Genomic DNA, 26,067 nt, shown 5'->3' on the forward strand with positions numbered 1-26,067 from the left:
CTTTCGGTTGGTTGAGGCCGGATGGCCGGTGGATCTTGGCCAGGGAGTGGCGGCTTGCCGCCTAACTCACTGACACCCTTGGGCTTTTGCCCGGCGTAGCGAACTGCACTTCATTTTCCGGAGCGATTTCTCCACTCTGCGAGGACGCTTGCGACGGCCTCGTCGACCGAAATGGCCGTGGTATCGAGAAAAACCGCGTCGGGATAATGCTTTAGCGGCGCGACGGTCCGTTTCATATCCCGGTCATCACGCTGCCGCAGTTCCTCCACGACGTCCGGCATTTTGGCATACATTCCCTTTTCCATCAACTGCTTATGTCTCCGCTGGGCACGTATCTCCACGCCCGCGGTGAGAAACACCTTCAGGGCCGCGTCCGGGAACACCACGGAGCCCATGTCGCGGCCGTCGGCGACCAGGCCGGGAGGCGCCCGGAAGCCCCTCTGGCGGTCCAGGAGGCACGCGCGGACCTCGGGGGCGGCCGCCACCCGGGACGCGGCGACGCCGACCGCCTCGGCCCTCAGGGCCTCGCTCACGTCCTCTCCGGAAAGCCAGGCCCGGCCCTCCCGGAACTCGATCTGCATGGCGCCCGCGGTTCGGGCGAGGCCGGGCACGTCGTCGAGGGCGATGCCGCCGCGCTGCGCCGCGAGGGCCACCAACCGATACAACGCCCCGCTGTCGAGGTAGTGGAAGCCCAGGGCTCGCGCCACCCTTTCGGCGACCGTGCCCTTCCCGGAGGCCGAGGGGCCGTCGATCGCGATGACGGGCGCGGTCATGACACCACCTTCGCGAACGCCTGGAAGTAGGTGGGGAAGGTCTTGGCCACGCAGCCCGGATCGTTGATACGGATGCGGCGCGGGCCGAACGAGGCGAGCGAGAAGCACATGGCCATGCGGTGGTCGTCGTAGGTGTCGATGGCGACAGGCTCGCCGATGGCGGGCGCACCCCGCGCGTAGTTCGGCGGCGCCTGGACGCGGATCCAGTCGGGTCCCTCCTCCACCGTGGCGCCCAGCTTGCGAAGCTCCGTCGCCATCGCGGCGATGCGGTCGGTCTCCTTCACGCGCCAGCTCGCGATGTTGCGCAGCATGCACGGCCCGCTTGCGAAGAGCGCGGCCACGGCCGCGGTCATCGCCGCGTCGGGGATGCGGTTCATGTCGAGGTCGAAGGGCTTCAGCGGCGCATGTCCGCTCGCTTCGATCCAGTCGTCGCCGCGCGTGATCGTGGCACCCATCGCTTCCAGCACCTCCGCGAACGCGATGTCGCCCTGCAGGCTCGTGCGGCCGACGCCCTCGATGCGCACCGGGCCGCCGGCGATCGTGCCCGCGGCGAGGAAATACGAAGCGGAGGACGCATCGCCTTCGACCGCGAGCTTGCCGGGCGAGACGTAGGCCGCACCGGCGGGAATGTCGAACACGCTCCAGCCTTCGCGCCGCACGCGAACGCCGAAGCGCTCCATCAGCCCCAACGTGAGGTCGACGTACGGCTTGGAAATCAGCTCGCCGTCCACCTCGACGCGCGCTCCTCCGCCGGCCCACGGCAGCGCCATCAGCAGGGCCGAGAGGAACTGGCTCGACACGTCGCCGCGGACTTTCAGCCGATACGGGCCCCGGCCCTCGAAGGGCGCGATGGCGAGCGGCGGATAGCCGGGATTGCCGCGGCTCTCGATGCGCGCACCCGCGGGGCGCAGGCCCTCGACGAGGTCGCCGATCGGGCGCTCATGCATGCGCGGGACGCCGGAGAGGATGTAGTTGCCGTCGGCGAACGCGAGCGCGGCCGTGAGCGGGCGGAACGCGGTGCCCGCATTGCCGAGGAAGATCTCGGCGCGCTTCACCGGGAAGCCGCGGGCGGCTCCGATGCCGGTGACCTTCACGTGCTCGACGCCGCCCAGCTCCTCGACCGCGACGCCCAGCGTGCGAAGCGCATCGCGCATCACGCGGGTGTCGTCGGAATCGAGCAGCGCCGTGAGCTCGGTGGTGCCGCTCGAGAGCGCGGCGAGCAGCAGCGTGCGGTTCGAGATGCTCTTCGAGCCCGGAAGCCGGATCGTGCCCGCGGCGCGGCGAACCGGCGGGAGGTCGAGGGCTGCCGTGGTCATTCGTTCGAGGCGCTGCGGCGCGTGCCCGCGATCCATGCGGCGCGGGCTCCCTTGGCCTCGCGCATCAGGCGCTCGAGGGCCGGGCCGTCGCCGCGCTCGATCAGCTCCCGGAAGACGGCGAGCCGCCCGGCGTAGCTGTCCAGCTCGAACAGCAGCGCCTCGCGGTTCTGCAGCGCGATGTCGCGCCACATCTCGGGCGAGCTGCCGGCGATGCGCGTGAAGTCGCGGAAGCCCCCGGCCGCGAAGCCGAAGAGATCCTGCGAGTTGCCGCGCGAGGCGATCTCGGAGACGAGCGCGAAGGCGAGCAGGTGCGGCAGGTGGCTCACCGCGGCGAAGATCTGGTCGTGCTCCTCGGGCCTGGTGATCGCCACGCGCCCGCCGGCGGCTTCCCAGCAATCGCGCGCGACATCGAGGGCATCGGGTGCGGTCTCGGGCATCGGCGTGAGGACGATGCGAGCGCCGCGGAAGAGCTCGGGTGTTGCCGCATCGACGCCGCTCGATTCGCGTCCCGCGATCGGATGGCCGGGGACGAAGCGCGGCAGGCGGTCCTTGAGCGCATCGCGCGCGATGCGGACGACTTCGGCCTTCGTGCTGCCGGCATCCGTGACGATCGCATCGGGACCGAGCGAGGACGCCACGTCGCGAAGGATGGCGCCGATCTGGCGCACCGGCACGGCGATGAAGACGAGATCCGCACCGCGTGCCGCCTCCGTAGCGGATTCGGCGGCCGTGTCGATCACACCCAGGGCGATGGCGCGCTCCAGGGCGCGCGGGTCGCGGTCGAAGCCGACGACGGTGGTGCCCGCGTCGGCGCGCTTCAGCGCCTGCGCGAACGAGCCCCCGATGAGGCCCACGCCGACGACCGCGAGGGTTTTCAGGCGACGCATCGCCGCTAGCCCTTCAGGGCCTGCTCGAGCGCTTCGAGGAAGCGGGCGTTGTGCTCCGGCAGCCCTACCGTCACGCGCAGGTGGTCGGGCATGCCATAGCCGGCGATCGGCCGGACGATCACGCCCTTGGCGAGCAGCCGCTGGTAGACCTTGGCCGCATCGCCGACGCGCACCGTGATGAAGTTCGCGCGCGACGGGATGAACTCCAGGCCGAGGCGCTTGAAGCCCGCCTCGAGCTGCGTGAGCCCGGCGGAATTGTTGGCGCGGCTCTTCGCGATGAAGTCGTGGTCCTCGAGGGCAGCCGCCGCGGCGACGAGCGCCAGGTGATTCACGTTGAAGGGCTGCCGCACTCGGTTCATCACATCCGCGACCTCGGGATTCGCCACGCCGTAGCCCACGCGCAGGCCCGCGAGGCCATAGGCCTTCGAGAGCGTTCGCGACAGCACGACGTTCGGATATTGCTCGACCCACGACACCGCGGGCGACGCGAGCTCCGGCGGGAGGTACTCGCCATACGCTTCATCCACGACGACGAGGACGTTCGGCGGCACGCGCGAGATGAAGTCGCGCAGCTCCTGCCACGGCGTGAAGGTGCCGGTCGGATTGTTGGGGTTCGCCACGAACACCATCTTGGTATCGGGGCGGATCGCGGCGAGGACAGCGGCAAGATCCGTTTCGTAGCCTTGCGTGGGGACCTCGATCGCTTTCGCGCCGATCGCCTGTATCGCGAGCGGATAGACCATGAAGCCGTGGCGCGAGTAGATCGCCGAATCGTCGCGCGTGAGGAAGGCGCGCGCCGTGAGCTCGAGCACGTCGTTCGAGCCGTTGCCCAGCACCAGGTTCCCGGGCTTCACGCCGAAGACGCGCGAGATCACGCCCTTCAGCTCGTAGCCGGCGCCGTCGGGATAGTAGGCGAGATCGTCGAGCGCGCCACGGATCGCCGCCACCGCCTTGGGAGACGAGCCCAGCGGGTTCTCGTTGGAGGCCATCTTGAGGATGGCCGACTCCTCGAGGCCGAGCTCGCGCGCGGTCTCGGCGATGGGCTTGCCGGGGACATACGGCGCGATGGCCCGCACGTTCGCGGGGGCGAGGTCCTTCAGGCTCACGGGACGCGTTCCTTCCATTCAGAGCACCGCGGCGGGATAGGAGCCGAGCACCTTGATGTAGCCGGCGATCTTGCCGACCTCGGCGAGCGCGGCGGCGACGTTGGCGTCGTCCCGGTGGCCCTCGATGTCGACGAAGAACAGGTAGTCCCACAGCGCGACGCGCGAGGGGCGGGACTCGAATTTGGTCATGGACACGCCGCGCGTGGCGAACGGCGTGAGCATCTCGTAGACGGCGCCGGCGCGGTTGTTCGCGGAGAGCACGAGCGAGGTCTTGTCCTTGCCGCTCGGCATCGGCTCGTAGTCGCCGAGCACGAGGAAGCGCGTGGTGTTGTTGGGCTCGTCCTCGATGTTGGAGGACAGCACGTCGAGCCCGTAGTGAAGCGCCGCGGCTTCTCCGGCCACGGCCGCCGTGTCCGGCTCCTCCGCCGCGCGGCGCGCCGCCTCGGCGTTGCTGGCGACCGCGATCCGCTCGGCGCCCGGCAGGTTCGCATTCAGCCATTCATGGCACTGCGCGAGCGACTGGCTGTGCGAGAAGACGCGCGGGATCGAGGCGAGCTCGCGCTTGCCCTTCGACATCAAATGATGGTGGATCGGGATCAGCACCTCGCCGCAGACCTTGAGCGGCGTGTTGGGCATGAGGTCGAGCGAACGGCCGACCGCGCCTTCGGTGGAGTTCTCCACGGGGACCACGCCGAAATCCGCCTCGCCCGACTGCACCTTGCGATACACCTCGTCGATCGAAGGGGTGGGCGTACCGACGCCCGCGTGGCCGAAATGCTTCATCGCCGCGGTCTCGCTGAACGTGCCCTTGGGGCCGAGGTAGGCCACGGTGATCGGGCGCTCGATCGCGAGGCACGCCGACATGATCTCGCGGAAGAGGAGCGCGACCGTTTCATCCGACAACGGGCCCTGGTTCTGCTCCTTGATGCGGCGCAGGACCTGCGCCTCGCGCTCCGGGCGATAAGCCTGGCCCACCTTCAGCGTGCCGATGGCGCGGGCGAGCTTGGCGCGCTCGTTCAGGCTCTCGAGGATGCGGACGTTCAATTGGTCGATCTGCTCGCGCAGCCGATCGAGCTCGGCGCTCATTTCGCGGAACCGGAGATGGGCGGGATCGCCCGGATGGAGAGCACGCCGGGAATGTGCGCGATGCGTGCGAGGAGATCGGGCGCGGCTTCGCTGTCGAGGTCGACGAGCGTGTACGCCATCTCCCCTTTCGACTTGTTGACCATGTTGTGGATGTTGAGACCTGCTTGCGCCATCGTAGTGGAAATCTGCCCGACCATGTTGGGCACATTGGCGTTCGCGATGGCGATGCGGTGCGGCGATTCGCGCGCCATCTCCACCGAGGGAAAATTCACCGCGTTCGCGACCGACCCCTCCTCGAGGAAGGCCTTCAGCTGGTCCACGACCATCACGGCGCAGTTCTCTTCGGCCTCCTCCGTCGAGGCTCCGAGGTGCGGCAGCGTCACCACGCCCGCGTGGCCCTGCAGCTTCGGGCTGGGGAAGTCGCAGATATAGGCGCGCAGGCGCTTGTCCGCGATCGACGCGAGCACCGCTTCCTCGTCGACGACGGCGTCGCGCGAGAAGTTGAGGAGCGCCATGCCTTTCTTGGCGACGGCGAGCCGCTCGCGGCCGATCATGTGGCGCGTGTGGTTGTTCAGGGGCACGTGGATCGTGACGAAATCGGAGGACTTCAGCACGTCCTCGATCGACGCGGCGCGCTTCACCGAACCCGGGAGGCGCCACGCATTGTCCACGGTGATCTCCGGGTCGTATCCCGTGACCTTCATGCCGAGGCGGATCGCCGTCTCGGCCACGAGACCTCCGATGGCGCCCAGGCCGATGATGCCGAGCGTGCGGCCGGGCAACTCGACACCGGCGAACTGCTTCTTGCCGTCTTCGACGCGCTTCTCGAAATCGGGCGACGCGGCGAGCGACTGCACGTAGCCGATGGCCGGGACCACGTTGCGCGCCGCGAGCAGCACGGCGGCGATCACCAGCTCCTTCACCGCGTTGGCGTTGGCGCCCGGAGCGTTGAACACGGGGACGCCTCGCTTGCTCATCTCATCGACCGGGATGTTGTTCACGCCCGCGCCGGCGCGCGCGATCGCCTTCACCGTGGCGGGAATCTCGGACAGCTGCAGCGCGTGGGAGCGAAGCAGGATCGCATCCGCGTCGGCGAGGGCCTTGCCCACCGCGTAATGCGGCGCGGCAAAACGCCCGAGCCCCGAGGCGGAGATCGCGTTGTAGACGGCGACTCGGTAGGCCAAGGGCGCGCCGCTCAACCGTTGGCGCGCGCGAACTCTTGCATGTACCCGACGAGCGCCTCGACGCCTTCGTACGGCAGCGCGTTGTAGATCGACGCGCGCATGCCGCCCACGGAGCGGTGGCCCTTCAGCTGCGAGAGGCCCCGCGCCTCGGCCTGCTCGAGGAATTTCGCGTCGAGCTTTTCGTCGCGCAGCCGGAACGGCACGTTCATGCGCGAGCGGTCTTCCTTCGCGATCGGGTTGGAGTAGAAGTCCTGGCTGTCGATGTAGTCGTAGAGCAGCTTCGCCTTGCGGACGTTGACCTTCTCCACCGCGGCCAGGCCGCCGCGCTCGAGCAGCCACTGGAACGTGAGGCCCGCGAGGTAGACGGCGAAGGTGGGCGGCGTGTTGATCATCGAGTCGGCCTCGGCCATCTTCTTGTAGTCGAGGACGGTCGGCGTGCCGGGAAGCACGTTGCCGATCAGGTCCTCGCGCACGATCACGACGACCAGGCCCGCCGGGCCGATGTTCTTCTGGGCCCCGGCATAGATGCAGCCGTACTTCGAGACTTCCACCGGGCGCGACAGGATGTGCGAGGACATGTCCGAGACGAGCGGGACCTTGCCTGTCTCCGGCGTCCACTGGAATTCCACGCCGCCGATCGTCTCGTTGGAGCAGTAGTGGACGTAGGCCGCGTCGGCAGAGAGCTTCCACGTGGATTGCTTCGGCGCGTAGGTGAAGTTCTTGTCCTCGCTCGAGGCGACGACGTTCACTTCGCAGAACTTCTTCGCCTCGGCGATGGCCTTCTTCGACCATTCGCCGGTGTTCACGTAGTCCGCCTTCTTCATGCCGCGCAGCAAGTTCATTGGCACGGCGGCGAAGTGCATCGAGGCGCCGCCCTGCAGGAAGAGAACCTTGTAGTTGCCCGGGATCGCCAGCAGCGTGCGGAGGTCGCGCTCCGCATCCGCGGCGATCTTCGTGAACTCGGCGCCGCGATGGCTCATCTCCATCACGGACATGCCGGCGGCGTTGTGCCAGTTGGTGAGCTCGCCCTTCGCCTTCTCCAGCACCTCGACCGGGATCGCGGCCGGTCCGGAGCCGAAGTTGTAGACGCGCTCCACGCTAACTCGGTCCATTGCCGTCGTCCGGAGTATCCGGATTCGGGGTGAGAGCATTCGAACCTCCGGCCTCTTCCACGTCGCCGGATTCGGCAGCCGGCGCCTCGGACGCTTCGGCAGCAACAACCAGCGCGTGGCCGTTGCCGTTGCCGTTCTCTTCTTCGTCGCGGTCGAGGATGTTCTGCAGGCCCGAGAGCTTCTCGCCCTCGCCCAGGTTGATCAGCGTGACGCCCTGGGTGGAGCGGCCCATCTCGCGGATCTCGTTCACGCGCGTGCGGATCAGCACGCCGCCGTCGGTGATCAGCATGATCTCGCCCTCGGGCGAGACGAGCGTGGCGGCGACGACCTTGCCGTTCCTCTCACTGGTCTGGATGGCGATCATCCCCTGCGTGCCGCGGCCGTGGCGCGTGTACTCCGCGATCGGAGTGCGCTTGCCGAAACCGTTCTCGGTCGCGGTGAGGACGCTTTGCTGCTCGTTCTCCGCCACCAGCAGCGCGATGACGCGCCCGCCCTTGGCGAGGTTCATGCCGCGCACGCCGCGGGCGCCGCGGCCCATCGGGCGGACGTCGTTCTCGTCGAAGCGGACAGCCTTGCCCTCGTCGGAGAAGAGCATCACGTCGTGGCGCCCGTCGGTGAGTGCCACGCCGATGAGGACATCGCCCTCGTCGAGATCCACCGCGATGATCCCGGAGGGACGCGGACGCGAGTAGTCGGAGAGCGAAGTCTTCTTCACCACGCCTTCCTGGGTGGCGAAGAACACGTACTTGTCCTCGGCGAACTCCTTCACCGGGAGGATGGCGTTGATGCGCTCGTCGGCCTCCATGCGCAGCAGGTTCACGATCGGCTTGCCGCGGCTGGTGCGGCTGCCCTGCGGCACCTCGTAGACCTTCAGCCAGTACGCCTTGCCCTTGTTCGAGAAGCACAGCACGTAGTCGTGCGTGTTGGCGATGAAGAGCTTCTCGATGAAATCGTCTTCCTTCGTGGTCGCGGCCTGCTTGCCGCGGCCGCCGCGCTTCTGCGCCCGGTACTCGTCCAGCGGCTGCGCTTTCACGTAGCCGGTGTGCGAGAGCGTCACCACCACGTCTTCCGGCGTGATGAGGTCCTCGAGCTTGATGTCCTCGGCGTTGACGACGATCTCGCTCTTGCGGGGATCGGCGAACTCGCGCTTCACCTCCGCCAGCTCGGCGGCGATGATCGCGGAGACGCGCTCGGGCTTGGAGAGGATGTCCAGGAGATCCTCGATCACCGCGATCACTTCGCGGTACTCGGAGAGGATCTTGTCCTGCTCGAGGCCGGTCAGGCGCTGCAGCTGCATCTCGAGGATCTTCTGCGCCTGCGGCTCGGAGAGGCGATAGCCCTCGGCGCCGAGGCCGAAGTCCTTGGGCAGGTTGTCGGGACGGTAATCGGCCGTGGCGCGCGCGAGCATGTCCTGCACGAGCTGCGACTTCCACGTGCGACCCATCAGGCCTTCCTTGGCCACGGACGGCGTCGGCGCCGCCTTGATCAGCGCGATGATCTCGTCCACGTTCGAAAGCGCCACCGCGAGGCCTTCCAGCACGTGGCCGCGTTCGCGCGCCTTGCGGAGGCTATAGACGGTCCTGCGCGTGACGACCTCGCGCCGATGGCGCAGGAATGCCTCGAGGAACTGCTTGAGGTTGAGGATCTTCGGCTGGCCGTCGAGGAGCGCGACCATGTTCATGCCGAACGTTTCCTGCAGCTGCGTGAGCTTGTAGAGATTGTTGAGGACGATCTCGGCGACCTCGCCGCGCTTCAGCTCCACCACGAGGCGCATGCCCTTCTTGTCGCTCTCGTTGCGGAGGTCGCTGATGCCTTCGATGCGCTTCTCGCGAATCATCTCGGCCAAACGCGACAGCACCTGGTCGCCACCCACTTGATACGGAAGCTCGTCGACGATGATCGCCTGGCGGCCGTTCTTGTCGATCTCCTCGACGTGCGTGCGGGCACGCATCATCACGCGGCCGCGGCCGGTGCGATAACCCTCCTTCACGTCCGCCGTGCCATAGATAATGGCGCCCGTCGGGAAGTCGGGCGCGGGAACGATGCGGATCAGGTCCTCGATATCGATCGCCGGGTTCTCGAGGAGAGCCAGCGTGGCACTCACGATCTCGCCCAGGTTGTGCGGCGGGATGTTGGTGGCCATGCCCACGGCGATGCCGGAGGAGCCGTTCACGAGCAGGTTGGGGAAGCGCGCCGGGAGGACCGACGGCTCCATCTCCTTGCCGTCGTAGTTCGGCACGAAATCGACCGTTTCCATGTCGAGGTCGGCGAGGAGCTCGCCCGCGATCTTCTGCAGGCGGCACTCGGTGTAGCGATAGGCCGCGGCGGAATCCCCGTCGCTCGACCCGAAGTTGCCCTGCCCGTCGACCAGCGTGTATCGAAGCGAGAACGGCTGCGCCATGCGCACCAGCGATTCATACGTGGCGGTGTCGCCGTGCGGGTGGTATTTGCCGAGCACGTCGCCGACGACGCGCGCGCACTTCACATAGGGGCGATTCCACACCGTGTTCGATTCGTGCATCGCGAAGAGGATGCGGCGATGGACCGGCTTCAGGCCGTCCCGGACGTCGGGAAGCGCCCGGCCGACGATGACGCTCATCGCGTAGTCCAGGTAGGACCGGCGCATCTCCTGCTCGAGGCTGATCGGGTGCGTTTCCTTGGCGAACTGTTCCATGGGCTCCTGGATCTTCCCCGGCGTGCGGGAAGCTATATAAGTGCTTGTTATTTAGGGCGTTTTTCGACGCGGCGAAGCCTCAATCCTAGCACACGGGAGGCCCTCCTTCCAACCTCCCGAAGCCGGCCCGGGTTGTTGCAGATCTGCAACGGCCGGCCCACGGAGTGTTGTGAAAAGCGCAGTCTTGGTTGTGGAACCAAAAGCCCTTTGTGTATGATGCAGCGAGAACTTTTGGCGGCAGGCCTCCTCACAAAAAGCCAAGCGGCAAAACAACCACCTACATCTCTTGGGAGTTCCGTTATGAAGATTTCCTTGCTTGGGAAGCTGATGCTCGGTACCGCTGTGATGGCGTTTACCGGCACTGCTTTCGCCGGCGCCGTCCCCAATGCCACCGATTCTTCGGGAGCCCCGATCCGCGACGCATCCGGCGCTTGCGTCGTGTCTTCCGGCATCGAGCACCCCGATTGCAAGCCGAAGGCCGCCGCTCCGGCGCCGACCCCGGCCGCCCCCGCATCGCCTGCGGCTCCGTCCGCCCCGGCGACGCCTGCTGCCCCGGCTGCCAAGCCCGCCCCGTCGTCCGTCCGCCAGTCGATCGTCATCCAGGCCGACGCGCTGTTCGACTTCGACAAGTCGGTCGTCCGTCCGGATGGCAAGAAGAGCATCGATGAGGCCCTCGCCAAGCTGAAGGGCGTCGATCTCGAAATGGTCATCGCCACGGGCCACACGGATTCGGTCGGCTCCGACGCGTACAACCAGAAGCTGTCCGAGCGCCGCGCTGCCGCGGTCAAGGACTACCTGGTGAGCAAGGGCATCCCGGCCTCGAAAGTCACGACCATCGGCAAGGGCGAGAGCCAGCCGGTCGCGACCAACAAGACCGCGGAAGGCCGCCAGAAGAACCGTCGCGTGGACATCGAGTTCAAGGGCGTCCGCCAGTAACAGGCTCCAACAGTCCGGCAGAAAACCCCGCTCCGGCGGGGTTTTTTGTTCCTACCATGCAAACGATCGACACCCTCCTCGTCGCTTCGCACGTGATTCCCGTATCGCCCTCGCCGGCGGTGCTGGCCGACCATGCGGTGGCGATCGACGCGGGCCGCATCGTCGCCGTCGTGCCCGCGGCCGAGGCCCTCGCGCGCTTCGATGCGAAGAAGGTGGTCCGCCTCGACCACCACGCGCTCATCCCCGGGCTCGTGAACCTGCACTGCCATGCGGCGATGACGCTGATGCGCGGCCTGGCCGACGACCAGCCGCTGATGACGTGGCTGCAGGACCACATCTGGCCCGCCGAGGGCAAGCACGTGGGCGACGCGTTCGTGCACGACGGCAGCCTGCTCGCGATGGCGGAGATGCTCCGCGGCGGCGTCACGTGCGTGAACGACATGTACTTCTTCCCCGAGGCGACGGCCCGCGCCGCACTGCGCGCGAAAATGCGCGCCTGCCTCGGCATCATCGCCATCGAATTCCCCAGCGCCTATGCGCCGGATGCGAACGGTTATCTCGCCAAGGGCCTCGCCACGCGCGACGCCTATCGCGACGAGCCACTGCTGGCTTTCTCGCTGGCGCCGCACGCGCCGTACACGGTGGGCGACGAGACGCTGAAACGCATTGCCGTGCTCTCCGAAGAGCTGGACCTTCCCATCCACACCCACGTGCACGAGACCCAGGACGAAATCGCGCAGGGGCTCGCGCAACACGGCGTCCGTCCGCTCGAGCGGCTGCGCAAGCTCGGCATCGTGGGCCCGCGGCTGATCGCGGTGCATGCGGTACACCTGGAGCCGATCGAGATCGAGCTCCTCGCGCGCGAAGGGGCGAGTGTTGCGCACTGCCCTTCGTCGAACCTGAAGCTCGCGAGCGGCTTCGCACCGATCGCCGCGCTTCGTGCGAAAGGCGTGAACGTCGGCGTGGGCACCGATGGCGCCGCGAGCAACAACCGCCTCGACGTGTTCACCGAGATGCGCACGGCTGCCCTGCTCGCCAAGGCCGTGTCGGGCAATGCCGCGACGGTGACTGCCCACGAGGCGCTGCGCATGGCGACCCTCGACGCGGCGCGCGCCATCGGCCTCGAGCGCGAGATCGGCTCCATCGAGGTGGGCAAGCAAGCCGACCTCGCCGCGGTGGAACTTTCGTCGCTCGAGACCCTCCCTTGTTTCGATCCCGTGTCGCATCTCGTCTACGCCGCGGGCCGTGAGCATGTCTCCCACGTCTGGGTCGCCGGCGAAGCGCGGCTGGAAGAGCGGCGGCTGCTGGACCTGGACGAAACCGAACTGCGCGAAAAGGCACGATGGTGGCAACGCAAACTCCAGGCCCCGTGAACGCGGATCCCGCCGAGCTCGCGAAATTCAGCGCGCTCGCGCATCGCTGGTGGGACCCCACGAGCGAGTTCCGCCCGCTGCACGAGATCAATCCGCTGCGCTTGGCGCACATCGAGAAGCTGGCGGGCGGCCTCGCCGGCAAGCGCGTGCTCGACGTCGGCTGCGGCGGCGGCATCCTCGCCGAAGCGATGGCCGCGCGCGGAGCGCAGGTGATCGGCATCGACCTCGCCGAGAAACCGCTCCAAGTCGCCACGCTCCACAAGATCGAAACCGGCAGCAGCGTCGAATACCGCCTGGTCGCGGCCGAAGCGCTCGCCGAGGAAATGCCCGGCGCCTTCGACGTCGTCACGTGCATGGAGATGCTGGAGCACGTGCCGGAACCGGCGAGCATCGTCCGCGCCGTTGCGAAGCTCGCGAAGCCCGGCGGCCACGTGTTCTTCTCGACCATCAACCGCAACCCGAAGTCGTTCCTCTTCGCGATCGTCGGCGCCGAGTACGTGCTGAACCTGCTGCCGCGCGGCACGCACGAGTACGCCAAGTTCATCACGCCCTCGGAGCTGGCCGCGTTCTGCCGCGCCAGCGGCCTCGAGCCCAACGACCTCACCGGCATGACGTACAACCCGCTCACCAAGGTGTACGCGCTCGGCCGGGACGTCGACGTGAACTACCTGATGGCCTGCCGTGTTTGAGGCCGTCCTCTTCGATCTCGACGGCACGCTCGCCGACACGGCGCCGGACATGGCGCTCACGGTGAACCGCATGCTCGTCTCTCGCGGCCAGCCGAAAGTGGGCGTCGAGAAGGTGCGGCCGTATGTTTCCTCCGGGGCGCGCGGCATGATCAAGGCCGCCTTCGGCATCGGCACCGATCATCCCGACTTCCCCGGCATGCGGCAGGAATTCCTCGACCTCTACGCCGAGAACCTGTGCGTGGACTCGGTCCTGTTTCCCGGCACCAACGAGCTGCTCCATCGCCTCGAGAAGGCCGGCATTCCCTGGGGCGTGGTCACCAACAAGTACGAGCGGCTGGCGCGTCCCGTGCTGGAAGGCCTCGGTGTCGCGAGCCGTGCTCGCGTGATCGTGGGCGGCGATACGACGCCTCGGCCGAAGCCCTCGCCGGATCCGTTGCTGCATGCCGCGCTGGCCATGCAGGTCGCCCCGATGCGCACGCTTTACGTGGGTGATGACGAGCGCGATGTGCAGGCTGCGCGCGCAGCAGGAATGAAAGTCGTCGTCGCGGGCTACGGCTACCTCGGCGACGGAGCGCCCCCCGCCATGTGGGGCGCGGATGCGATCCTCGATTCGCCGCTCGCGATCGCCGCCTGGATCGGCCTGCCCGCCGTCCTACACAGCGCCTCGCAGCGCCCCTGAGCCGCCGTATCATGGCAACCATGAAGCGCCGCGATTTCCTCCAGCTCCTCGGCAGCGTGCCCCTCGCGGCATCGATGCCGTCGCTCGCGGGCACGCCGGGCTCGAATCGCCTGCTGGTCCTCGTGTACCTCTACGGCGGCAACGACGGCTACAACACCTGGGTGCCGTACGAGACGCCGCTCTACTACAAGCTGCGCCCGACGATCGCCGTGCCGCGCGACGCCGTGCTCAAGGTCACCGACCGCAACGGCTTCCATCCGTCGCTGGCTCCGCTCGTGCCGCTGCTGGAGCGCAAAGAGCTCGCGGTGATCCAGGGCATCGGCCTTCCCGAGATCACGCAGCAGCACTATCGCGATTCGGAGCGCGCCTTCACCGGCAGCGATCCCGATGAGTTCCTCACCGAGGGCTGGCTCACGCGTGCGTTGAAGCGCCGCACGCTGGATTCGAATGCGTATGCGGACGCCGTGGCCCTCGGCCTGCTCGACATCCGCGAGGCGGATCCCATGGGCCCGCTGCGCGGCAACAAGCAACGCGTGGTGCAGGTTCACTACCCGGAGGAGTTGCTCGCGAAGCGCCGCGTCGCCGACTGCGTCGTCGAGGCAAACGACCCCGGGCAAGCGAGCCTCAAGCGCGCCTCGCTCGTGCTGCCCGCGACACCTCTCAAGACCGCATTCCCCACCGATCAATTCGGCAACTCCGTGCGCGCTGCCGTCGAGCTCGCCGCGGCCGACCGCTCGATCCCGGTGATCCACGTCGCGCTGAACGGCCCGGACGGAGACAAGCACCATTCGGTCGATTGCCATTGGGAGCAGCAGAAGTATCACGGCGATGCGCTAAAACGCCTCGCCGAAGGCCTCGTCGCACTCCGCGCCGGACTGGTGGAAATCGGCCGCTGGGACGAGACGCTCGTGGTCACCTACGACGAGTTCGGCCGAGCGCCGCCGGAGAACGAGGACAAGGGCACGCACCACGGTCTGGCCACGACGCACTTCGCGATGGGCGGCCGCGTAGCCGGCGGCTTGTATGGAGAAGCCCCGCGTGTGATCAACGTGCACGAGATCGGCGGGCCCCCGCCGGGCATCGATACGCGCCGGCTCTGGACCACCGTGATGGAGCGCTGGTGGGGCTCCGACGCGCAGGGCGTCTTCACGCGCCGCTACGCCCCGCTGGACCTCATTCGCGCCTGATTCCCCGGGGCGTTGAATCGGGGGAACCGACCCCCACCTGATAAGATCGAAGTTGCAGTACACCCCGATTTCGGGGGCGACCTGGTTTCGACGCGGGTTCTGAAGCAATGCAGGGCATGCCGAGGCGTGGTTACCTCGTAAATACAGCCGCAAACACACTATAGTCGCCAACGACGATAGCTACGCTCTAGCCGCCTAATACCGGCTGGACTCTGCACCGGTCTTCTCATGGGCCGGGCTGGCAGCTCACCGCCAGTGCAGAGTCATATTCATGAGATCGCGAGTTCGTGGGGCCGCTTCACGGACAGCTAAAACCAAGGCGGCTCGCCTTCATCCAGCTCGCCGGTCTGCGGGGTGCGGGTTAATACAAATGGCCTGGCTACGCATGTAGAACTGCTTGTGAACGGCTTGCGGACGCGGGTTCGATTCCCGCCGCCTCCACCACCTCAAAGGCCAGCCTTGCGCTGGCCTTTTTCTTTCTAGCGCTGGTGCGAGGCGCCGGCGAAAGCCTGCTTCACGATCGCGCGGGCGAGCGTCTCGTTCGTGTCGATGCAGTGCCCCGCCATCGTCCCACCCGGCAGCAGTAGCGGCAGCTCGGTGCAGGCGAGCACCAGCACGCCGCAGCCGCGATCCAGCATCGCCTGCGCCACGCCCTCGAAGATCGGCCGTCCTTCGCTCGCACGATTCACCTTCACCTGGCGAATCGCCGCGTCGATCTCGGCCTGCTCGCGATCGTCGGGACATTGCACACGGAAGCCTTGTGCTTCGAGCGCGCGCTGGTAAAACCCCGACTGGAGCGTGCCGCGCGTGGCGAGCAGTCCCACGGTGTCGGGCCGAGGCGTGCGATGCGCCAGGGCTTCAACCGCGACCTCCGCGATATGCAGCAGCGGAATGCGCACCGCGGCGCGCAGCTCGTCCGCCCAGTGGTGCGCCGTGTTGCACGCGACGGCGAGCGCCTCGCAGCCCACGGACTCCAGCGCTCGAGCGCCCTCGATCATCCCTGGAAGCGGCGACGGTCCTTCGCCGCGCATCGCAGCGAGGCGTTCCGGAATCTGGGGCACGTTCCACACGACCGTGGGTACGTGATCCTGGTCGCGCGCGGCGGGTGTCGCGTCGATGATCTTCTGCAGGAGGTCCACCGTCGCGGCGGGGCCCATGCCTCCGAGGATCCCGATGCGGCGGGGATGGGCTGCGAGCGTCGTATCCATTTCCGAATCGTAGCGGTTTCGCAACCCGGCGGATTCGTCTATCGTGGCACCCGTGATTCTGTCCTTTGGCTGGCGCACGCCTTACCTGCGCGCCGTGCACTACTTCGGCCGCGCCCAACCCCTGAACTTCTGGGACAGCGCCATCCTCGACGAAGCGCCGGCGCACCTGGCGCAAATACGTCGCGATGGCTTCAATGCGGTCATCCTCGTCGTGCCCTGGCGCGGCTTCCAGCGCACGGTGGTTCCCTCCACGTTCGACGACCAGAATCTCGCGCGCCTTCGCCGGCTGGTCGCGATGGTCCAGGCCGCGGGTCTCCAGTCCATCATTCGCGTCTCGTTCCCCTGGAACAACGATCCGGACAGCGTCGGCGACTTCCACGAACGCACGATCCGGCTCTTCAGCGACCGCGAGTACCGCAAGGGATGGCTCCTCTACCTGAAGGAGATCCGGCGCATCTGCGAGGCGCACGCCGGCTTCCGCTTCGCGTTCTTCTCGTGGGAGGAGTTCCCGTCCCTTCGCGAGCTGATGGTCTATCGGACTCCCGAAGAACGCCTCGCGCTTGCGGAGACTCTCGGGTTCCGCCGCTACCTCGCCGAGCGCTTCGAACTTGCGGAAATCTCCCGCCTCTTCGGCAAGCCATTCGCAAGCCTCTCCGAAGTGCATGTCCCGATAGGCGACTGCGAGGCATACCGTGTGTTCGTCGACTTCGTGAACCACGTACTGGGATTGCTCCTGGCCGAGGGCCGTGCGGCATGGCCGCACCTCGCGATCCAGCTTCGCGTCGACATGGACCGCATGGAGGTCGACGGCGAGAACTTCTGGATCGACAATGACCTGCGCCTGCGAGACGCGGGCATGCGCGTGACCTACTTCTTCCCGTCCATGTACACGGCCGGCACGGGACTCGTCCTGTCCGCGGCCCAGGTGCTGGCGAACCTCACGCTCATGCTCCGGCGCGTGACCGATGAGCGGAGAAACATCCGGCACTTCATCGACCAGTTCATCTTTCACGACGAGTCACCGCAGTTCGCCTCGTGGGCCAAGATCAAGCCCGCGGAGATCCCCGAATACCTCCTCGGCTCGGCAGCACTCCTCAAGCGCTATTCGCGCGGCTTCGCGTTCTGGAACTACCGCGACTATCGCGTGAACCACCTCTACAACGCCGCCTTCATTCGGGGGCTGGAGGGATGGAAGGTCCAGGGCCGGGCCACGCTCGGCCCCGAGGGCGAGCCTCGCATTGTCACACTCGGACCGGGTGCGGCGGTGTCGCAGCGCATGCAGCCGGACCGCGTCGGCTGGGGCACGCCGCACTACGAGACGATGCGTTTCGCCGCGAAGGTACGTGGCCCCGGCCGCTTGAAGCTCACGACCAGCGGCGTGACCGAGGTCGAGTTCGAGGTCGCGCCCGGCGACGCGAGGGTCCTGGAGGTCGCGTTCCCCGCCGACCGGCATCGCGACGGCGTGATCGAGTTCGCGATCGAGAACACCGGGAACGAGCCCGTGGACATCACCGATCTCTTCCTCTGGGGCTTCGTGTACCGCTGCCGCCTCTACGATGAGCACGGCAATCCCGGGGATCACCTCGAAGCCGTGCGCGCGATGCTTCGCGTATAGCCGGCAATAGTAAGATCGCTCCATGTCCCGCCTGCCACCGGCCCTCGGCTTCCTGCGCAAGTGGCGCCACCGCCTCGGCGGGGCGCTCGCGGGAGCTCCCGTGGAAGCGCCACCGCGGCTCGCCGTCCATCGGATCGAGAACCTCGCGGCGTATCGCGACCACATCGCTCGCATGGGACAGGACGCATGGGTCCAGGAGCTCGCACTGGCGGATGCGAATCCCGACAAGCCGTTCAAGGTCGAGGGCCGTTGTTGGGTGGACGATGCGACGGTCGGCTTCGCGGTCGACTACCTGTACGCGGAGGACCTCGGCACGCGCCGCATCCCCAACTGGCGGGAGCGCCTTGTCTGCCCGCTCTGCCAGATGAACAGCCGCCAGAGGGCCTGCGTCCACCTCGCCACCGAGTACTTGCGCCTGGGCCCCGACTCCCGCATCTACATCACCGAGCAGGTCACGCCGTCCTATGCCGCGTTGCGCGCACGCCATCCGGGCATCGTCGGCAGCGAGTTCCTCGGGCCGGGTATTGCACCGGGAAGCGTCAACGAAGCGGGCCTGCGCCATGAGGACGTGACGCAGCTCTCGTTCCCCGACGCCACTTTCGATGCGATCCTCAGCTTCGACGTCTTCGAGCACGTTCCGGGGATTCGCAAGGCGTTCGCCGAATGCTGCCGCGTACTGAAGCCGGGCGGGACGCTGCTGTTCAGCATCCCGTTCATGCAGGACTCACCGGTCACGCGTACGCGCGCGCGCTTCGACGCCGCTGGCCAGCTCGTGCACGATCACCCGCCGACGTACCACGGGGATCCCGTGAACCCTGCGGAGGGCGTGCTCTGCTTCCACGATTTCGGCTGGGACATCCTGGACCACGCGCGCGAGGCTGGTTTCGCCGACGCGACGGCGCTGGTCTATCGCGATCCTGCCTACGGTTACCTCGGCGGCTGGCCGATCCTCTTCGCCGCCACGCGCTGAGCTAGCCCGCGCCGAAAAGCCGGCGCCAGAGCGAAGGCCGCTTGCCTGGCGGCGTGAGCCAAGCCTCGAACGCCTCGCCCCCCTCGTGATCGTGCGACCAGTACGCGAGCTCGCATCCGACCGACTCCGCGAGCTTTCGCATGCTGCCCTCGGAGAAGTACTGGATGTGCGCGGGTACGTGGTTGTACGAGTACTTCCGCCAGGCTTCGAGATCGCCTTCGCGCCACTCGCGCGGGCGATGCGGGGCGGTGATGAAGATCACGCCATCGGGTGCAAGCCGCGCGCGGCATTCGGCCAGCACCGAGCGCGGATCGACGAGATGCTCGATCACGTGCGTCATCGAGATGAGCTGGAACGGCGCGTAAGGGTCGATGGCCGCGTCGGACACGTAGCCGTGCACGTACTTGTCGACCCAGGGGCACGCCTCCACCGCTTCGGGCGAGACGTCCTGCGCCACGGTCTTGTGCTGGGCCCCGCGAAGCTTTGCCGCGCGGCACATCCATGCCAACCCCGCACCCACCTCGAGCACGCGAACGCCGGCGGACATGTTCCAGCCGCGTTCCTTCGCGAGGCGGTCGAAGCAGTGGCCGATGTACTCGAGGATCGCCTCGACGCGCTTCGGATCCGTGTATTCGTCGCCGAACTGGCCGTTCTCGACGTAGAGCGCGCGAAGATCGGCATCGGTCGGCGCGGGCGAGAGGTAGATCAGCTTGCAGCTGCCGCAGCGCGCGAGGTCGTAGCCCTTGCGCGAGAACGCGTAGCCGACCGTGTTCTCCAGGGTGCCGTACGAAGTGCCGCGCTCCGCGCAGCCGAGCGGACACGGGCGGACGACGGGATCGTCAACGCCCACGAAGCCCCATCCGGCTCAGCATCGTGGTCATGCGGTACTTGATCCGGTGCAGCATCATGATGAAGCGCCACGAGCGCGAGGCGAGGATCCGGTTGTAGTCGTGCATCGGCGTCGCGAGCGCATCGCGCCGCATCGTCACGATGTCGCGCAAGCGCTGCTCCTTCTCGACCAGCAGCTTCTGGTACATGCGCAGGAGCCCGTCGCGGCTGGCGAGCGCGACCTGGATGTCCTCGGCGTCCTTGGCGGTGAGCGTCGTGCCCGCGGCAACGCGCTCCGGGGGAGGCGCGGGCACGTAGAACGTCGTGTGCGGCGCGACGACCTCCTCGGCCGGGCGATCCTTTGTGTACAGGTAGATGGAGAAGGACTTGCGCGAGATCCCCTTCTTCGCTTCCGGCAGCACGATGCGCTTGAAACCGTGCCACGAGTATTCGTTGGTCTCGAAGATCACGGCGCGATTGAAGAGCGGGAGGAAGGATTTCACCTGATTCGCCTTGGGCGTCCACGGATCGGAGTGCAGCTCGATCAACCCGCCCCAGGACTCTTCCCACTCCTTGTTGAGATACACGAGCAGGTTCACCCGGCGATGCAGCATGCGCCGCTCGTCGATGTTGAAGTCAACGTGCACGTCGAGTCCCTGGCCGTCGAGATTTTCGTGCGTGCCGCCCCCGAAGAGCGCCTCGTCGGCAATGAGGTCCGGGATGCCGGTGAGCTCCGACATCGCATCCAGGAACGGCTTGGAGTTGATGTACCGGTAGAAGTCGCGGTAGCCGGAACTGATGCCGCTCACGTGCTCGAACACCGCCTTGCGGCCCACCTCGCCATGCTCGTTCAGCGCCTTGCGCGTGTCGAACGGCGGGAAATCGCGGAGCAGCCCTTCGGCCACCGCGGGATCGAGGAAGTCCTCGACGACCACGTGGCGGAAGGGAGTGGCGCCCTGGAAGGAATGCTGGGTGTCGAGGGCGTTCGAGAGGACTTCGGTGCGGATCATCGGGAGCCTGTTTGTTCGCCTGGGAATGCGTCCGTCAAAAGGTGGGGGCGATGACGATGCCCTTTTCCTTGCTCGGCAGCGTCACCTCGATGTGGAGGTTGCGCTGCAACACGGGGAACTTGCGTTCGAAGAATCGAAGGATCGCCGATATCTTGGGCCCTGCGTAGTAGTCGTCCACGTAGATCGCCTTGTGGATCTTGAAGTCCGGGGACAACAGCGAGAAGTACACCCACAGCTCGCGCAGGGAGAACTCCTTCCAATGGGGCCCGTACGTGGGCACCCGGAGGATTTCCTCCACGGGCAGCGCGCTTCCATATCCATGCAAGGTACGGCGGAATCCCCACGCGCGCCCCTTCACCGAATAATAGTTGGGTGTCGTCACGACGATGACGCCGCCGGGAGCGAGCAGCCGGTACATCTCCTTCCACATCGCGACCGGGTTGAAAGTGATGTGCTCGATGATCTCCGTGAAGAGGATCACGTCGAAGGTGCCATCCGGGATCGCGCTGAAAGCGGTGGGCGCCTCGAGGTCCTCGTAGGAAATCCGCTCGATGCCGTGCGCGGCCGCCAGGGACTTGACGGCCGGATTCTCGATCGTGATCGGAAAATCCGCCGCCGTGACCCGGTAGCCGTCCTGTGCGTACAGGAGGGCCTGGTGCAGCCAATGGGCACCGACATCGAGGACCCGCTGCCCGCGGCGCTCGTGGGTCTCCTCGAAGATGCGCTTCGTTTCCTTGAAACGGCGGAAGTGCCAGGCGAGATAGCCGAAATCGGTTCCACCGTGGTCACGGAAGATCCATGCCACGCGATCGAGTTCCGGGTCAAAGGTCGCGGCCAGTGCCGCGTCGGGCGTTTCGGGCATAGATGGTGGCGAATGACGATCCGCGCGTGCCGGGAAATCCAGGGCGGATCGGATAAAATTACCGTTTATCTCAAGAGAATCGACGGCCTTGCTGACGGTCATTATCCCGGTTTTCCTCGGGCTGCGCGAAACGCAACGGTGCATCGAGAGCGTCCTCGCCGCGCGTTGCGAAACGGCGCACGAAGTGACCGTGGTCGACGACGCGAGCCCCGACGCGGAGATCTCCGCCTGGCTGGGGAAGGTCGAACGCAGCGGCCGCATCCGCCTCATCGTGCACCCCGCCAACCGCGGCTTCGTGGCCTCGGTGAACGAGGGCATGGAGGGCGCGTCGGGCGACGTGGTGCTGCTGAATAGCGATACCGAGGTCGCCGACGGCTGGCTCGATCGCCTCGTGGCCTGCGCGAAGCGCGAGTCGCGCGCAGGCACCGTCACGCCCTTCTCGAACAACGCCACCATCTGCAGCTATCCGCGCTCGGGCGAGTCGAACGCGCTACCCGCGGGAACGACCACCGCGGCCATGGACCAGTTGTTCGCCACGACGAACGCCGGCCAGTCCATCGACATTCCCACCGCGGTGGGCTTCTGCATGCTCATCACCCGCGAATGCCGCGAGGCGGTGGGGCCATTCGACGAAGAGGCCTTCGGCCAGGGCTATGGCGAGGAAGTGGACTTCTGCATGCGCGCCACGCGGCTGGGCTTCCGTAACCTGCTCTGCGCGGACACGTTCGTGTTCCACGAGGGCGAGGTGTCGTTCGGCAAGTCGGGGACCGAACGGCGCCTGGCCGCGCAGAATATCGTGGACGGGCGCTACCCCGAGTTCCAGTCGCGGTTGCGGGAGTTCCTCGAGCATGAGCCTGCGCGGGCGCTGCGCCGTGGCGTGGACCTCGAGCGGCTGCGCACGTCCCAGAAGCCCGTTGTCCTGTTCGTCTCGCACGATTGGGGCGGCGGCGTGCAAAAGCACGTGGACGCGCTCGCCGACCTCGTATCGGCCGATGCCGAGGTTCTGCTGCTGCAGCCGACGCATGGCGGAAACCTCACGCTCAAGTGGCTCCGCCGCGGCGAGGAGTTCCGCGCCTGGTTCGATCGCCTGGAGCCGGACCTCGTGGCGCTGCTCCGCTCGCTCGCCGTATCGCGCGTGCACTACCACCACGTGCACGGCCTGCCGCGCGAGATCCTCGGGCTGGCCGACCGCCTCTCGGTCCCCTTCGATGTCACGCTGCACGACTACACCGCGTATTGCCCGCAGTACCACCTCGGCGACGAACGCGGCCGCTACTGCGGCGAGCCCGACACCGCGGGCTGCGAAGCCTGCGTGCGCCGCCGGCCGCATGCGTGGGGCATCAGCGTCGTGCAGTGGCGCGAGACCTTCGAGGCCTTCCTGCGCCGCGCCGATCGCCTGCTCGCGCCCTCGCACGATCTCGCCTTGCGCATCGTCGCCCGCTATCCCGGCCTTCCCGTGCAGGAATGGCCGCACTTCGAGGCCGTGCCGGAAGCGATGCCTCCGGCGTTTCGCATCGTGCTGCTGGGCGGCCTGTCCACGGTGAAGGGTCTCGACGTCCTCGAAGCCTGCGTGCACGACGCGATCCGTCGCCGCCTGCCGCTGCACTTCCGCGTGATCGGCCACCTCGGCAGGGGGCTCGCGCAGTGGCCCGAAGCCCCGCTGTCGATCACGGGCTCGTACCCGGACGCGCGCCTCGACGAGTTGCTGTCGCTCGAGCGCGCCGATGCCGTGCTCTTCCTGTCCCAGGTCCCGGAGAGCTATTCGTACACGCTCACCGTGGCCATGCGCTCCGGCGCCCCGATCGTGGCACCCGATTTCGGAGCCTTCCCCGAGCGGCTCAAGGGCTCGCGCTCGGCCGTGCTGTTCCCGCTCGCGACGCCGCCCGCGGGCATCAACGATCTCCTCCTCGATCTCCTGAGCCCCGCGGTGCGCACCGCGGCGGGCGACTGACGCGATGCTGCCAGAGGCCTACCGCCGCCAGTATCTCCAGCCGCTCGGCCCTCGCCGCACTCCGGACCCCACGCTTCCGAATGTGACGCCCGTGCATTGGTACGCCCTGCGTGAGCCGCCCCGTCCCGTGAGCCTCGGCGATCTCTACGACGCGGGCGTGCGTTCGGGCCACGGCGAATCGCGCGCGCTGCTCGCCGATCGGGCGCATGGCCACGACGCCCACGACGCGTTCATGCAGCAGCGCATCGGCGAGCTCCACCAGCAGCTGAGGGATCGGGATCGAATCCTCGCCGAGTTCGGCCAGTCGCACGCGGTGCAGATCGCGCACCTCGAAGCCGCAGTGACCGCCTCTCGCGACCACGTCGCGCGTTTCCAGCAAAGCACCAGCTGGCGCATCACGGCGCCTCTGCGCTTTGCCGTCCGGGGCGCCCATCGGGTAGCCCGCATGGGCCGCAGCGCTGCCCACCAGGCGCGGCTGCTGCCGATCCGCATGGCCACCGCGCGCCAGATCCTTCGCAATGAAGGCGCCGGCGCCCTCGCCCGCAAGGTGACGCGCTTCCTGCTCGAGGACCGCGCCGCCGTCGGCTCCCTCGCCCCGCGTGCCGGGCTCGAGCCGGCGATCGGCCCGCTCGTCGTCTCCTCCTCGCAAACGCCGCGCGTCTCCGTGATCGTCCCGACGTACGGCCAGGACCTCCACACGTTCACGTGCCTGAAGGCACTCGCCCGCGAAGCCGCGAAAGTTCCGCTCGAGGTGATCGTAATGGACGATCACGCGCCGAAGCCCGCCGCGGAAGCGCTCGCCTCCGTGCAGGGCGTTCGCTTCGAGCGCAACCCGCAGAACCTGGGCTTCCTCGGCAACACCAACCGCGGCGCCTCATTCGCGAGCGGCGAATACCTCCTCTTCCTGAACAACGATGCCGTCGTCGCCGAGGGCGCGCTGCAAGCGATGCTCGACGTATTCGATCGTGAAAAGGACGCCGGCGCGGTGGGCGCGAAGCTCGTCTTCCCGGACGGACGCCTGCAGGAAGCCGGCGGCATCGTCTGGCGCGACGGGTCCGCCTGGAACTACGGCCGCGGCGACAACCCGGCCAAGCCCGAGTACTCGTACCTGCGCGAGGCGGACTACTGCTCGGGCGCCTGCCTGATGGTGCCGCGCGCGCTCTTCGAAAAACTGGGCGGCTTCGACGCGCGCTACCAGCCGGCCTACTACGAGGACACGGACCTCTGCTTCCAGGTCCGCGCCGCGGGGCTGAAGGTCTACTACCAGCCCGCCGCCGAAGTGGTGCACTTCGAGGGCGTGTCGCACGGCACGGGTCTCGACACCGGCATCAAGCGCTACCAGGTGGTGAACCGCGAGCAGTTCCACGAGAAGTGGCGCACGGTGCTCGCGAGCCACGGCGTGAACGGCCTGCTGCCCCGCCTCGAGCGCGACCGTGCTGCCAACCGCCGCATCCTGTTCATCGACGCCTGCATGCTCACGCCCGACCACGACTCGGGCTCGGTGCGCACCTGGCAGCTCCTGCGCGTGATGCGGGCGATGGGCTGCAAGGTCACGTTCGTCGCCGACAACCTCGAGTACCGCGCGCCCTATACCGCGGACCTCGCGCAGGAAGGCGTGGAGGTGCTGCACGCGCCGCACATCGGCTCCATCGAGGCCTACATCGAGGAGCACGCCAGCGAGTTCGACGCGATCGTGCTGGTGCGCTACTACGTGGCGCTGCGCTACATCGACGCCGTGCGCCGCCACGCTCCGCACGCCCAGCTCATCTTCGACACGGTCGACCTCCACTTCCTGCGCACCCGACGGCAAGCGGAGCTCGACGGCGATCGCGCCGCGGCGCGCCAGTCCCAGGTGATCCACGACCAGGAGCTGGACTGCATCCGGCGCTGCGACGTCACTTGGGTCGTGAGCACCGTGGAGCAGGAGGTCCTCGCGCGCGAGGCGCCGGCCGCCCGCGTGATCATCCAGACCAACATCCACGAAACGGCGCCGGATGTGGCCCCGTTCGCGGGCCGCGAAGGCCTGCTCTTCGTCGGCGGCTACCGCCATCCACCGAACGTCGACGCGGCCACCTGGTATGCCCGCGAGATCCTCCCGCACATCCGCCGCCTGCTGCCCGGCGTGACGAGCTATTTCATCGGCAGCAACCCGCCCCAATCCGTCCTCGACCTTGCGCAGGAAGGCCTGGAGGTAGTCGGCTTCGTCCCCGAGCTGGAGCCGTGGTTCTCGCGCGTGCGCCTGTCGATCTCGCCGCTGCGCTACGGAGCGGGCGTCAAGGGCAAGGTGAACCAGGCCATGAGCCACGGGCTGCCGATGGTCGCCACGCACGCCTCCGTGGAAGGCATGCACCTGGAGGACGGCCGCGAGGTGCTCATCGCCGAGACGCCCGAGGCCTTCGCCGAGGCCGTCGCCCGCCTGTACCGGGACGAGGCGCTGTGGGGCCGCCTTTCGGAGGCCGGCCGCGCCAATGTGCGCGACCATTTCTCGCCGGACGTCGCGGCGCGGGCGCTGGAAGCGACGTTCGCCGCCCGCTAGGGCAGCGGCAGCGCCGACCTTCGCGTATCATCGCCGGCAGGGACCCAAGGCCGGAATCCAACATCGGTCGCCGGGCGTAGAAGAC

At 67.5% G+C, this 26,067-nt stretch carries 21 protein-coding genes and 1 other RNA gene; 10 read left to right on the plus strand and 12 right to left on the minus strand.

The features are described from left to right. Positions 1–110 precede the first annotated feature (110 nt). Genes cmk through gyrA form a run of 8 tightly spaced genes read right to left on the minus strand, consistent with a single transcriptional unit; the run spans position 111 to position 10,138 of the window. Positions 111–773 carry a (d)CMP kinase gene (gene cmk, locus DSM104443_RS13335; protein WP_171093005.1) on the minus strand — a complete coding sequence of 221 codons (663 nt, stop codon included), beginning with the start codon at positions 771–773 and terminating at the stop codon, positions 111–113. Continuing rightward, complete coding sequence (gene aroA / locus DSM104443_RS13340; protein ID WP_171096502.1) at positions 770–2,089, minus strand: 3-phosphoshikimate 1-carboxyvinyltransferase; 1,320 nt, start codon at positions 2,087–2,089, stop codon at positions 770–772. Before aroA ends, cmk begins: the two co-directional genes overlap by 4 nt. Further along, positions 2,086–2,976, minus strand: coding sequence for a prephenate dehydrogenase (locus DSM104443_RS13345; RefSeq protein ID WP_171093007.1), 891 nt, complete (start codon positions 2,974–2,976; stop codon positions 2,086–2,088). Before DSM104443_RS13345 ends, aroA begins: the two co-directional genes overlap by 4 nt. Positions 2,977–2,981: 5 nt before the next feature. After that, entirely contained in the window at positions 2,982–4,082 is a 1,101-nt protein-coding gene (gene hisC, locus DSM104443_RS13350) for a histidinol-phosphate transaminase (protein ID WP_171093009.1), read from the minus strand. 18 nt (positions 4,083–4,100) lie between these two features. Beyond that, positions 4,101–5,168 carry a prephenate dehydratase gene (gene pheA / locus DSM104443_RS13355; RefSeq protein ID WP_171093011.1) on the minus strand — a complete coding sequence of 356 codons (1,068 nt, stop codon included), beginning with the start codon at positions 5,166–5,168 and terminating at the stop codon, positions 4,101–4,103. Continuing rightward, positions 5,165–6,352, minus strand: a complete 1,188-nt coding sequence (locus DSM104443_RS13360) for a phosphoglycerate dehydrogenase (RefSeq protein WP_171093013.1) — start codon at positions 6,350–6,352, stop codon at positions 5,165–5,167. The genes pheA and DSM104443_RS13360 overlap by 4 nt, the downstream gene beginning before the upstream one ends. An 11-nt stretch (positions 6,353–6,363) precedes the next feature. After that, positions 6,364–7,464 (minus strand): 3-phosphoserine/phosphohydroxythreonine transaminase, encoded by a 1,101-nt coding sequence (gene serC / locus DSM104443_RS13365; protein ID WP_171093014.1) that lies wholly within the window; start codon positions 7,462–7,464, stop codon positions 6,364–6,366. After that, on the minus strand, positions 7,451–10,138 hold the full coding sequence (gene gyrA / locus DSM104443_RS13370) for a DNA gyrase subunit A (protein WP_171093016.1): 2,688 nt from the start codon (positions 10,136–10,138) through the stop codon (positions 7,451–7,453). The genes serC and gyrA overlap by 14 nt, the downstream gene beginning before the upstream one ends. 327 nt (positions 10,139–10,465) lie before the next feature. Here gyrA and DSM104443_RS13375 point away from each other — a divergent pair, with 327 nt between their 5' ends. The 6 genes from DSM104443_RS13375 (at position 10,466) to ssrA (ending at position 15,446) form a co-directional block, all read left to right on the plus strand. Further along, complete coding sequence (locus DSM104443_RS13375) at positions 10,466–11,074, plus strand: OmpA family protein (RefSeq protein WP_246232210.1); 609 nt, start codon at positions 10,466–10,468, stop codon at positions 11,072–11,074. A 56-nt stretch (positions 11,075–11,130) separates the two neighbouring features. Beyond that, positions 11,131–12,447, plus strand: coding sequence for a TRZ/ATZ family hydrolase (locus tag DSM104443_RS13380; protein ID WP_171093020.1), 1,317 nt, complete (start codon positions 11,131–11,133; stop codon positions 12,445–12,447). Beyond that, positions 12,417–13,136 carry a bifunctional 2-polyprenyl-6-hydroxyphenol methylase/3-demethylubiquinol 3-O-methyltransferase UbiG gene (ubiG, locus tag DSM104443_RS13385; protein WP_171093022.1) on the plus strand — a complete coding sequence of 240 codons (720 nt, stop codon included), beginning with the start codon at positions 12,417–12,419 and terminating at the stop codon, positions 13,134–13,136. Before DSM104443_RS13380 ends, ubiG begins: the two co-directional genes overlap by 31 nt. Then, a complete protein-coding gene (gph, locus tag DSM104443_RS13390; RefSeq protein WP_171093024.1) occupies positions 13,129–13,815 on the plus strand; it encodes a phosphoglycolate phosphatase in 687 nt (228 codons plus the stop codon). Before ubiG ends, gph begins: the two co-directional genes overlap by 8 nt. A 20-nt stretch (positions 13,816–13,835) precedes the next feature. Next, positions 13,836–15,002, plus strand: a complete 1,167-nt coding sequence (locus DSM104443_RS13395; RefSeq protein WP_171093026.1) for a DUF1501 domain-containing protein — start codon at positions 13,836–13,838, stop codon at positions 15,000–15,002. 72 nt (positions 15,003–15,074) lie between these two features. Continuing rightward, positions 15,075–15,446, plus strand: a transfer-messenger RNA (tmRNA) gene (ssrA, locus tag DSM104443_RS13400). A 35-nt stretch (positions 15,447–15,481) separates the two neighbouring features. Here ssrA and cuyB read toward each other — a convergent pair. Further along, entirely contained in the window at positions 15,482–16,210 is a 729-nt protein-coding gene (gene cuyB / locus DSM104443_RS13405) for a cysteate racemase (RefSeq protein WP_171093029.1), read from the minus strand. A 43-nt stretch (positions 16,211–16,253) separates the two neighbouring features. Here cuyB and DSM104443_RS13410 point away from each other — a divergent pair, with 43 nt between their 5' ends. Further along, complete coding sequence (locus DSM104443_RS13410) at positions 16,254–17,825, plus strand: glycoside hydrolase family 113 protein (RefSeq protein WP_171093030.1); 1,572 nt, start codon at positions 16,254–16,256, stop codon at positions 17,823–17,825. Between the two features lie 22 nt (positions 17,826–17,847). Continuing rightward, the gene (locus DSM104443_RS13415) at positions 17,848–18,795 is read left to right on the plus strand and encodes a class I SAM-dependent methyltransferase (protein WP_171093031.1); all 948 of its coding nucleotides are present in this window, start codon (positions 17,848–17,850) and stop codon (positions 18,793–18,795) included. 1 nt (position 18,796) lies between these two features. Here DSM104443_RS13415 and DSM104443_RS13420 read toward each other — a convergent pair whose 3' ends face one another. From DSM104443_RS13420 to DSM104443_RS13430, 3 genes are read right to left on the minus strand one after another with little or no spacing between them, the layout of a single operon-like run. Beyond that, on the minus strand, positions 18,797–19,645 hold the full coding sequence (locus DSM104443_RS13420) for a class I SAM-dependent methyltransferase (protein ID WP_171093032.1): 849 nt from the start codon (positions 19,643–19,645) through the stop codon (positions 18,797–18,799). After that, the gene (locus DSM104443_RS13425) at positions 19,635–20,633 is read right to left on the minus strand and encodes a 2OG-Fe(II) oxygenase (protein WP_171093033.1); all 999 of its coding nucleotides are present in this window, start codon (positions 20,631–20,633) and stop codon (positions 19,635–19,637) included. Before DSM104443_RS13425 ends, DSM104443_RS13420 begins: the two co-directional genes overlap by 11 nt. Positions 20,634–20,667: 34 nt before the next feature. Further along, a complete protein-coding gene (locus DSM104443_RS13430) occupies positions 20,668–21,597 on the minus strand; it encodes a class I SAM-dependent methyltransferase (protein ID WP_171093034.1) in 930 nt (309 codons plus the stop codon). On the opposite strand from DSM104443_RS13430, the gene DSM104443_RS13435 reads away from it, so the two are divergent. Together DSM104443_RS13435 and DSM104443_RS13440 are read left to right on the plus strand one after the other, a co-directional pair. Continuing rightward, positions 21,584–23,446: a glycosyltransferase gene (locus DSM104443_RS13435; RefSeq protein ID WP_171093035.1), complete on the plus strand. Its 1,863-nt coding sequence runs from the start codon at positions 21,584–21,586 to the stop codon at positions 23,444–23,446. The genes DSM104443_RS13430 and DSM104443_RS13435 overlap by 14 nt on opposite strands. A 4-nt stretch (positions 23,447–23,450) precedes the next feature. Further along, the gene (locus DSM104443_RS13440; RefSeq protein ID WP_171093036.1) at positions 23,451–25,982 is read left to right on the plus strand and encodes a glycosyltransferase; all 2,532 of its coding nucleotides are present in this window, start codon (positions 23,451–23,453) and stop codon (positions 25,980–25,982) included. The last annotated feature ends 85 nt before the right edge of the window (positions 25,983–26,067 follow it).

The sequence above is a fragment of the Usitatibacter rugosus genome, from assembly GCF_013003965.1.
Classification (GTDB): Bacteria; Pseudomonadota; Gammaproteobacteria; order Burkholderiales; family Usitatibacteraceae; genus Usitatibacter; species Usitatibacter rugosus.